Genomic DNA, 10,301 nt, shown 5'->3' on the forward strand with positions numbered 1-10,301 from the left:
GAGAAGATGAGTGATTATATTGTAGTTAAATGTGGCGGTAGCATGTTGAATCGATTAAATAGTGTCTTTTTTGATTGTATAAAGAAATTGCAAAATAAGTATAAGGTTGTTATTGTCCATGGCGGTGGCCCAGAAATTGATGCCAAGTTAGAAGACTCTAATATCGAGATAGAAAAGAAAGATGGATTAAGAGTAACGCCGAAAGAGGTTATGGATGTTGTTCAAATGGTGCTATGCGGAAGTACGAATAAAAAATTCGTAATGAATTTACAAAAACATGATTTACTTGCGGTGGGGCTTTCAGGATGTGACGGTAATTTACTTCAAGTTCAACCTGTTGGCGAAGCGATAGGATATGTAGGAGAAGTAAGTTATGTAGAAACAGCCCTATTGAAAGGGTTGATAGATATGAATTATATTCCTGTCATTGCCCCAATTGGGATAAATGGTAATGAGGTTTATAACATAAATGCAGATACCGCTGCAGCTGGAATTGCAGCCGCACTATCTGCAAAAGAACTCATTTTTATAACGGACGTAGATGGAGTATTACACGAAGGAAGATTGGTAAAGAAAACGGATGAATATGAAATTCTTACTTTTATAGAACAAGGCGTCATCACAGGTGGAATGATTCCGAAAGTACAGGCGGCACTTACATCGTTAAAAATGGGAGTGAAAAAGGCTAGTATCGTAAATGGTACAAAGGATTTTACTGAGGTTACAGGAGAGTGTGTTGGAACTACGGTAACAAAAGGAGTGAGTATCGTATGACAAGCCATCTTTTTCAAACATATGGAAGAAGAGAAATTGAATTTCTAAAGGGTAATGGGGCGAAAGTTATTGATAAAAGTGGTGAGCAATATTTAGATTTCACTTCTGGTATTGGAGTATGTAACTTAGGACATTGTCATCCTACGGTTGTAAAGGCAGTAGAAAAGCAACTTAGAAATATATGGCATATATCTAACTTGTTTACGAACTCCTTACAAGAAGAGGTCGCATCATTATTAACAGAAGATACAGCATTAGATCATGTGTTTTTTTGTAATAGCGGGGCGGAGGCAAATGAAGCGGCTTTGAAACTAGCACGTAAGCATACTGGAAAATCTCTCGTAGTAACATGTGAGCAATCTTTCCACGGGAGGACATTTGGAACGATGAGTGCAACAGGGCAAGATAAAGTGAAAGAAGGATTCGGTCCATTACTTCCGTCTTTTTTACATATATCATTTAACGACATACGAGCATTAGAGGAAGTAATGAATGAAGAAGTTGCGGCGGTAATGGTAGAAGTTATTCAAGGAGAAGGAGGAGTAATATTAGCTGATCCATCCTTTTTGAAGGAAATTGAAAAACTATGTAATCAGTACAATGCTCTTTTTATTATAGATGAAGTACAAACTGGAATAGGCAGAACAGGAACACTATTCGCTTATGAGCAAATGGGAATAGTTCCTGATATCGTTACCATCGCAAAGGCGCTTGGGAATGGTATTCCAGTTGGAGCGATGATTGGCCGAAAAGAACTAGGCTCTTCTTTTACTGCCGGGTCACACGGTTCAACTTTCGGTGGGAATTATATTGCTATGACTGCAGCGAAAGAAGTATTGCAATTCATTAAGGAACAATCGTTTTTTAAAGAGGTACAGAAAAAGGGCGAGTACGTATTAAAGAAATTGCAAGAAGAATTACGACACGTTGAATGTGTTCAAAATATTCGTGGTAAGGGACTTATGATTGGAATCGAATGTAAGCATGAGGTTGCAAATGTCATAGAACAACTAGAAAAAGCAGGACTTCTCGTATTACAAGCAGGGCCTAATGTTATAAGACTATTACCACCACTTATTGTAACGAATGAAGAGCTAGAACAGGCAATATATATGATAAAAAGAGTGGTTTGTACAAAAAATGCATCAATAATATAAGGGGGAAATTTCATGTCAACTGTACAAGTACCGAAATTAAATACGAAAGATCTTTTAACGTTAGAAGAATTGACGCAAGAAGAAATCATTTCTTTAATTGAGTTCGCTATATATTTAAAAAAGAACAAGCAGGAGCCTTTATTACAAGGGAAAATATTAGGTCTCATTTTTGATAAACATTCAACCCGTACTCGCGTTTCTTTTGAAGCAGGAATGGTACAGCTCGGAGGACATGGAATGTTTTTAAGTGGAAAAGAGATGCAAATTGGCAGAGGAGAAACGGTGTCAGATACTGCGAAAGTACTATCTCATTATATTGATGGAATTATGATACGCACATTTTCGCATGCGGATGTAGAGGAGCTTGCAAAAGAGTCCAGTATCCCAGTTATTAACGGTTTAACTGATGATCATCATCCTTGCCAAGCATTGGCAGATTTAATGACGATATATGAAGAAGTTCATACGTTTAAAGGAGTTAAATTAGCTTATGTAGGTGATGGGAATAATGTATGCCATTCACTATTGCTAGCGAGTGCAAAAGTCGGAATGAATATGACTGTGGCAACGCCTGTGGGGTATGAGCCGAATGAAGAAATTGTTAAAAAAGCATTAGCGATTGCTGATGAAACAGGGGCTGAAATTGAAATTTTGCATAATCCTGAATTAGCGGTAAGTGGAGCAGATTTTATTTATACTGACGTTTGGATGAGTATGGGCCAAGAAGGAGAAGCAGAAAAATATACTTTATTCCAGCCTTTCCAAGTAAATAAAGAGCTTGTTATACATGCAAAGCAAACATATCGTTTCCTGCACTGCCTGCCTGCTCATCGTGAAGAAGAAGTAACTGGAGAGATTATAGATGGGCCACAGTCTATCGTTTTTGAGCAAGCTGGTAACAGGTTGCACGCGCAAAAAGCTTTATTAGTGAGTTTATTTAAAAATATAGAAGAGCCTTCCTAAAAGGGAGGTTTTTTTATATTGAAATGTCGGATGTATATTTAGTTAATTATCTCTATATCATTTATAATAAAAAGAGAAAATTAAATTTGTTTTTCATATCATGTAAGGACATACTAGATAAAAAAATATAGTTAAAGAGATGATGAATTTGAAAACAACTAAGAAAACATATTCGTTTTTTCAGCGGATGTGGAGAATATTAAAGTTTCAATATTTTAAGTTGCTTCGATCGCCAGAAGGAGCAAAGAAAGTGTCGCTAGGTTTTGCTATTGGATTTGGTTTAGAAATGTTGGTGATTTATACGGCATCGCTCATATATTTAATATTTTATCCAATTGTCAGGTTAGCAAAGGGATCTTTTCCAGCCGCAGTCATTGGTAATATTATTGGGAAAATATCGTTTCTCCCAGTATTTTTATTTCCGTTTGCTTATGCGCTAGGAAAAATGATTTACCCATTTCATGTACAGAAAATACATCATGAACCATTTACGATATCAGATTTGTTTTCGAGCCATATTTTTACGATGTTAAAGAGCTTATTACAGAGTGAAGTGTATGTATTAATTGGTATGACGATAATAGGAATTGTGTTTGGGGTAATTTCATATTTCGTTGTGCATTATTTATATGAAAAGAATCGTAAGTTACGTTTGAAGAAAAGAAAGAAACAAGTGAGAGAACCACTTGTTCAAATATAAAGAATGTCACATTCATTTTCTCCTTTGAATATGTTTAAGAAAAAGGGGGAGAGAATGAATGTATTATTACTATGTACCTCAAGCATATCCATATACAAATTATTATCCTGTAACTGGAGTGAGACAGCAATTCGGAGTATATCCGCAGCAACAAATACAGCAAATGCAACAGCCTGAGCAGCAACCTGTTCAAGAACGAAAACCGTATTTAATGACATGGCCGTATTCAAATGTATACTATGGTAATTATTACGAATCATAAAGCTGCTTCTATTTAGAAGCAGCTTTATGCGTTTGTTTTCAAAATTAAATTTTGAATGGTTTTAAGAGAATAAATGAGCTTTTCACGCTCTTCCTCAGATAATGTTTGAAAATTTTCTTTTAGTTTGCCTAAAATGAATTGCTGATACTGACTTACTAACATTTTCCCTTCAGTTGTTAGGGAAATTAAAATGACCCTTCGATCTTTTTCGCTATAATGACGCTCTATTAGCTCTTCTTGAATAAGTTTGTTTAATAGAGGGGTCATGTTAGGCCGTGAAATCGCTAGCCGCTTGCCAATTTCTGAAACTGCTAATGTACCATTTTCATGCAAAAGCAGTAACACTTGCGTATGCGATGGCGGCATATGTCTTTGAGAAGAAAACTCTCCAGGAAGCATAAATTTGCGATAAAAAAGAGGCACTAGCGAAAGAAGATGATCAACAATACGTTCCCACTCGCGTGATTCCATATAACGGCCCCCTTCCACTATCATTGTAACAAAAAAGACAAGGTATAAAAATAGAATTGTTTTATGGTAGCCTTAATATTTGTAGGATAACACTTGCTTTGTAAATGTATTGGCAATAATCGCATAACCGTTATCATTTGGGTGTACTTGGTCAAATAGTAACTCTTTTTTATCATTCGATATTAATTTGCGAATTGGTAAAACGATCGACGGTTGATGTGCTTTTGAAATAGAATAAATAGAATCATTCCAACCGTCTAAAAACATATCTGCATAACTTGCGATGGAGTCCTCTAGTTGTAAAGGGTTATAGAGTTCAGAGAGAATGAGTAAAGCATTCGGATTTTGATCTCGAACGGTCTTTACAATATTTTTTACATCCGTTTCAAAACGGGCTTTTTCTTTATTTAACATTTTAATACCATCTATAACACCTACATCACGATTTAAGCGGAATAAATTATTTCCTCCAATACTAATAGTAATGATATTTGCTTCCCTAATTTTTTGATGAACTTCTTCTGACTGGACTTTCTTAACGAGACGATCTGTAGTGAGACCATTTACACCGAGGTTTTCTACCGTAATTGGTTTATGAATTTGTCCTTCTAATTGTCTAGAAGCTAATTCGGCAAATCCCCCTTGTGTAGATCCATATCCTTTTGCAAGTGAATCACCTAATACGAGGTGATAAAAAGAGTCATTCGTTTGCTTATAAATCCAACTCGGAGCAGATGTTTTTTCTGCTTTTCCTTCAGTTTCTTTTTGTTCTATCTCATCGTTCTTTTCAAAATTAGAACAAGAAATGATTAGAAGGAGGAGACAAACAATTGTTAAGATGACTTTTTTCATAAATTCATCCTCCTTGTAATTGGTAATTGTATCATATTCAGCAGTATAAGCAATGTAAGGGCATATTATATATGTATGAAAAATTCACAATAACTTTACAGAAAATTTGTAGAAGTATGTCAAAAAATATTGACGGTATGAAAGAACTTTAGATATGATAATGTCAGATAAGGTGAAAATCATCGCTCTAATAGAAGAAAAAGGTATGTGATTAGGGACTGATAGAGATTCATTTCATTATTTTGGGGTAATTGTATAAGGGGGATCTTTTGTGAAAAAGTCAAAAAAAATGCTAGCTGGAGCAACTCTTGCTATGGGCGTTATAGCGCCACAAGTCTTGCCAACACCAGCTCATGCGGTTGAGAATACTGGGGAGAGTACAGTTAACTTACGAATTTTAGAAACATCAGATATTCACGTTAACTTAATGAATTACGATTATTATCAAACGAAAACAGATAATAAAGTAGGTCTTGTGCAAACTGCAACACTTGTTAATAAAGCGCGTGAAGAAGCGAAGAACTCTGTCCTATTTGATGATGGGGATGCATTACAAGGGACACCGCTTGGAGATTACGTAGCGAATAAAATAAATGATCCGAAAAATCCTGTGGATCCTAGTTATACACATCCATTATATCGTTTAATGAATTTAATGAAGTATGACGTCATCTCTCTGGGGAATCATGAATTTAACTACGGTTTAGATTATTTAAACAAAGTGATTAGTAAAACAGAATTCCCAGTTATTAACTCGAATGTTTATACAGATGATCATGATGGTATTGAAGAGAATGATAAGCATTACTTTGAACCATATCATATTTTTGAAAAAGAAGTAGAGGATGAATTTGGCCAAAAACAAAAAGTGAAAATTGGTGTAATGGGATTTGTTCCACCGCAAGTTATGAACTGGGATAAAGCAAATTTAGAAGGAAAAGTAAAAGCGAAAGATATTGTTCAAACAGCGGAAAAGTTAGTTCCAGAAATGAAAGCAAAAGGTGCGGACGTTATCGTTGCACTAGCTCATTCAGGTGTTGATAAGAGTGGATACAATGTTGGAATGGAAAACGCATCATATTATTTAACAGGAGTTGCTGGTGTTGATGCAGTATTAATGGGACATTCACATACTGAAGTGAAGGATGTATTTAATGGTGTTCCTGTTGTAATGCCTGGTGTTTTTGGAAGTAACTTAGGTATTATTGATATGCAATTGAAAAAGGTAAACGGAAAATGGGAAGTACAAAAAGAGCAATCGAAGCCGCAACTTCGTCCGATTGCTGATAGTAAAGGTAACCCATTAGTAGAATCAGATCAAAAATTAGTTAATGAAATTAAAGATGATCATAAAGCGACAATTGATTATGTGAATACAGATGTAGGAAAAACGACAGCGCCAATTAATAGTTATTTCTCATTAGTACAAGATGATCCTTCTGTACAACTTGTGACAAATGCACAAAAATGGTATGTAGAAAAGCTATTCGCTGAAAACGGACAATATAGTAAATATAAAGGAATTCCAGTGTTATCTGCAGGAGCACCATTTAAAGCAGGTGGCCGAAACGGCGCTACATATTATACAGATATTCCAGCAGGGACGTTAGCAATTAAAAACGTAGCGGATTTATATGTATATCCAAATACATTATATGCTGTAAAAGTAAACGGGGCACAAGTGAAAGAATGGCTTGAAATGTCTGCTGGTCAATTTAATCAAATTGATTCAAAGAAAACAGAAGAACAGCCACTAGTAAATATAGGTTATCCTACATATAATTTTGATGTTTTAGATGGCTTAAAATACGAAATTGACGTAACGCAACCAGCGAAATACGATAAAGATGGCAAAGTTGTAAATGAAAATACGAATCGTATTGTAAATATGACGTATGAAGGTAAGCAGGTAGCTGACAATCAAGAGTTCATTGTAGCTACAAATAACTATCGTGGAAGTAGCCAAACGTTCCCTGGTGTAAGTAAAGGCGAAGTTGTATACCAATCGCAAGATGAAACACGTCAAATTATTGTGAAGTACATGCAAGAAACACCAGTTATTAATCCAGCAGCAGATCAAAATTGGGCGTTTAAACCGATTATTGCAGATAAATTAAATACAACATTTGATTCTTCACCAAATGCACAAAAATATATAAAGAAAGATGGAAAAATATCATATGTTGGACCATCTGAAAATGAATTCGCTAAATATGCAATTGATATAACGAAGAAGAATGATGATAAGGAAACTGGTGGAGAGAATCCAACGACACCGCCAACAGGTGAAGGCAATAATGGAGAGAATCCAACGACACCACCAACAGGTGAAGGCAATAATGGAGAGAATCCAACGGCACCGCCAACAGGTGAAGGTAATAACGGAGGAAATCCAACGACACCACCAACGGATGAAGGTAATACTGTTAATGAACCAAAACAAGATGGAAACAACGCGGGATCTGGACAAACTACAACAGATAATCAAAATGAAAAAGAAACAACGAAAGTAAGTGAAGGTAAAGAAGAACGTGATTTACCGAAAACAGGTACAAGTGTTGCTTCTACAATTGGAGCAGGTCTGGCGTTTGTTGGAGCGGGATTACTTATGTTATTTAGAAGAAAGAAAGCGAATAGATAGTACAGTATTGTAAAAAGGATTACCGTAATCGGTAATCCTTTTTTTCGTATATATTATGAAACTGGTACTGTTTTTTCTTTCTTCCATGAAAGACCAAATCCAGTGAAACCAACAATAATTGTTAAGACCGGGCAAGCTAAACAGAAGATTGCGAATGGAACGTAATCAAATGTCGGAACGCCAAGGACGTTCGATAAGAATACGCCACTTACTCCCCATGGTACGAGCGGGTTAATAACTGTACCTGCATCTTCTAATACTCGTGATAAATTACGACGTTCTAAACCGACTTCATCGTATTTGTTAGCGAATGCTTGTCCTGTTAAAACGATTGATAAGTATTGTTCGCCAAGTAAGAAGTTTACACCAATTGCAGTTGAAGCAGTAGAAATAATTAAGCGTGTACTATTTTTTACGAAGCTAGAGATGATATTCATCAGCTGCGTGATAATGCCCATTCCTTGTAGTAATCCTCCCATACAAAGAGCTAGGAAAATAAGAGCAATCGACATCATCATACTTTGTAGACCACCGCGAGATAGTAAGCTATCAATGTCTTTAATACCAGTTTTAGAAACGTAGCCGTCTTGCATAATTTTCATTAAATCAGCTAAAGAAGTGCTAGGTTTAAAAATAAAGAGAATAATAATTCCTACCACAATTCCTGCAAGCAATGTTGGAACTGCTGGAACTTTTTTAAATGCGAATAGGAACAGTAATAAAATTGGAATAAGTGTAACGATAGAAATCGTTGTGTTTTTTTCTAACGTGCTAATAAAGTTAGTGAAGTCAACGTCTCCACTAATACCGCTTCCTAAAATGAAAAATGCGATAAAAGCAATAATGAAAGCAGGAACTGTTGTCCAAAGCATGTTGCGAATATGCTCAAATAAATCTACACCCGTTACAGCAGGAGCTAAGTTTGTTGTATCAGATAAAGGAGACATTTTATCTCCAAAGAATGCACCAGAAATAATTGCACCAGCGATCAGAGCTGGATCGTATCCGAGAGCACTACCCATTCCCATAAAGGCAAGCCCTACTGTTGCTGCAGTTGTAAAGGCACTACCGATACTTGTTCCAACAATTGCACAAACAACAAAAACAGTTGGGACGAAAATTTTAGGAGATACAAGCTGGAAGCCGTATACCATTAAAGTTGGAATTGTTCCAGCAGCGATCCAAACACTAATTAATACGCCCACAAGTAAGAAAATAAAAATAGATGGAATACCAGCTGAAATACTACTGATCATCCCTTTTTCCATAGTAGACCAAGATATTTTTTTCATAAATCCAAATGCTAATAAAAGAACGATACCAAATAAAATTGGGATGTGTGGTGAAACTTCTAATTTGATAACACTAAAGCCAATACAGAAAAAAATAAAAATTGTTAAAAGAACAGATTCAATTTTTGAAACCATTGTTTTTCCCTCCTAAGTAATTTAAAATAGCTCTTTTTTATATAAAATTCGCCAATATTGTATATTTCCTTCTAAAATTTAGAATTTTGTGACAAATTACCGGTAATTGTCAACATCTCAATATGATACGGAAATGATTGGATAAAAAAACGCCCCTGCATATAATTATGCAGGGACGAAGAAATCGCGGTACCACCCTAGCTTGTGAAAGGAATGTATCACAAAATAAAGGGTCATATGATATGCGCTCATAAAATAAAAACGCCCCTGCAATATATGCAGGGACGAAAAATTCGCGGTACCACCCTAAATTGTGAAACAGTTTCATTTCACCACTCTTTAGACATAACGGTCTAAACCGTCTTTCACTACTCCTCACGTTTCGTAAAAGAAGCTCCAGGGGGTAATTCATAAATCGCTCTGTACTGGTTCGCACCGACCACCAGCTCTCTGAAATCAGAAAACGAAATACTACTAAATCCTATCAACGCCGATTCATATGATGTTAGTTAAATTTTTATCATATATTCATCATACATGTCAATAAAAACATTCGATATTTTTTTAGGGAAATAAAGGAGAAATGTTTTTTATACTGTGAAAATGTGCGTTATAATGAATTTGAAAGGGGAGGAAAGAGTGAAGAAAAAAATAATTCTTTTTACCACCTTACTAGTCGTTGGCGGAAGTGCTGGAATTTACACAGCTTTTGCAGCTGAAGCAGAGCAGTCGAAACAAAAGCAAATACAGCAGTCAGAAGTGAAGAAAGTGAAAGAAACTGAAGAGAAGAAATCGATGGAAAAAGCAGCTACTAAACTAGGAGTTTCTACTGAGGGGAAAACAAAAGAAGAGGTTACAAAAGAAGTAGATACCGCTAGATTTGAGCAGCGCCATGATTTGTTAATTGAGCATGCTAAGCAACTTGGAATTGATACAGAAGGAAAAAAAGATGAAGAGATTATTTTAGAAATTGGAAAGATACAACATGGAAAGTAGAACAACTTATCGTATGATAAGTTGTTCTTTTTTGAGAACTGTTTGATTTAAAAATAAT

At 35.6% G+C, this 10,301-nt stretch carries 10 protein-coding genes and 1 other annotated feature; of the genes, 7 read left to right on the forward strand and 3 right to left on the reverse strand.

What is annotated here, in order from left to right:
- Positions 1–6: 6 nt before the first annotated feature.
- The 5 genes from argB to JFU20_RS21805 all read left to right on the forward strand — a co-directional run bounded on the left by argB (position 7) and on the right by JFU20_RS21805 (position 3,856).
- Positions 7–774 (forward strand): acetylglutamate kinase, encoded by a 768-nt coding sequence (gene argB, locus JFU20_RS21785; protein WP_002143074.1) that lies wholly within the window; start codon positions 7–9, stop codon positions 772–774.
- Positions 771–1,931 (forward strand): acetylornithine transaminase, encoded by a 1,161-nt coding sequence (locus JFU20_RS21790; protein ID WP_201038894.1) that lies wholly within the window; start codon positions 771–773, stop codon positions 1,929–1,931. The genes argB and JFU20_RS21790 overlap by 4 nt, the downstream gene beginning before the upstream one ends.
- Positions 1,932–1,943: 12 nt before the next feature.
- Entirely contained in the window at positions 1,944–2,894 is a 951-nt protein-coding gene (gene argF / locus JFU20_RS21795) for an ornithine carbamoyltransferase (protein WP_002014968.1), read from the forward strand.
- 148 nt (positions 2,895–3,042) lie between these two features.
- Positions 3,043–3,594: a DUF2062 domain-containing protein gene (locus JFU20_RS21800; protein ID WP_033710033.1), complete on the forward strand. Its 552-nt coding sequence runs from the start codon at positions 3,043–3,045 to the stop codon at positions 3,592–3,594.
- Between the two features lie 58 nt (positions 3,595–3,652).
- The gene (locus JFU20_RS21805) at positions 3,653–3,856 is read left to right on the forward strand and encodes a hypothetical protein (RefSeq protein ID WP_201038895.1); all 204 of its coding nucleotides are present in this window, start codon (positions 3,653–3,655) and stop codon (positions 3,854–3,856) included.
- Positions 3,857–3,880: 24 nt separating this feature from the next.
- Here JFU20_RS21805 and JFU20_RS21810 read toward each other — a convergent pair whose 3' ends face one another.
- Together JFU20_RS21810 and JFU20_RS21815 are read right to left on the reverse strand one after the other, a co-directional pair.
- Positions 3,881–4,327 (reverse strand): MarR family winged helix-turn-helix transcriptional regulator, encoded by a 447-nt coding sequence (locus tag JFU20_RS21810; protein ID WP_002088507.1) that lies wholly within the window; start codon positions 4,325–4,327, stop codon positions 3,881–3,883.
- A gap of 72 nt (positions 4,328–4,399) precedes the next feature.
- Positions 4,400–5,179 (reverse strand): GDSL-type esterase/lipase family protein, encoded by a 780-nt coding sequence (locus JFU20_RS21815; protein WP_002014976.1) that lies wholly within the window; start codon positions 5,177–5,179, stop codon positions 4,400–4,402.
- 271 nt (positions 5,180–5,450) lie between these two features.
- Between JFU20_RS21815 and cpdB the strand changes: the two genes are divergently transcribed.
- Positions 5,451–7,820, forward strand: coding sequence for a bifunctional 2',3'-cyclic-nucleotide 2'-phosphodiesterase/3'-nucleotidase (cpdB, locus tag JFU20_RS21820; RefSeq protein ID WP_201038896.1), 2,370 nt, complete (start codon positions 5,451–5,453; stop codon positions 7,818–7,820).
- Positions 7,821–7,873: 53 nt separating this feature from the next.
- Here the strand turns inward: cpdB and nhaC are convergent, their stop codons facing one another.
- A complete protein-coding gene (gene nhaC, locus JFU20_RS21825) occupies positions 7,874–9,247 on the reverse strand; it encodes a Na+/H+ antiporter NhaC (RefSeq protein WP_002014978.1) in 1,374 nt (457 codons plus the stop codon).
- A 277-nt stretch (positions 9,248–9,524) separates the two neighbouring features.
- Positions 9,525–9,744: a binding site (T-box leader), on the reverse strand.
- Between the two features lie 142 nt (positions 9,745–9,886).
- Here nhaC and JFU20_RS21830 point away from each other — a divergent pair.
- Positions 9,887–10,243: a hypothetical protein gene (locus tag JFU20_RS21830; protein ID WP_002165096.1), complete on the forward strand. Its 357-nt coding sequence runs from the start codon at positions 9,887–9,889 to the stop codon at positions 10,241–10,243.
- Positions 10,244–10,301: the final 58 nt, after the last annotated feature.

This window comes from Bacillus sp. TH30, from assembly GCF_016650875.1.
Classification (GTDB): domain Bacteria; phylum Bacillota; class Bacilli; order Bacillales; family Bacillaceae_G; genus Bacillus_A; species Bacillus_A mycoides.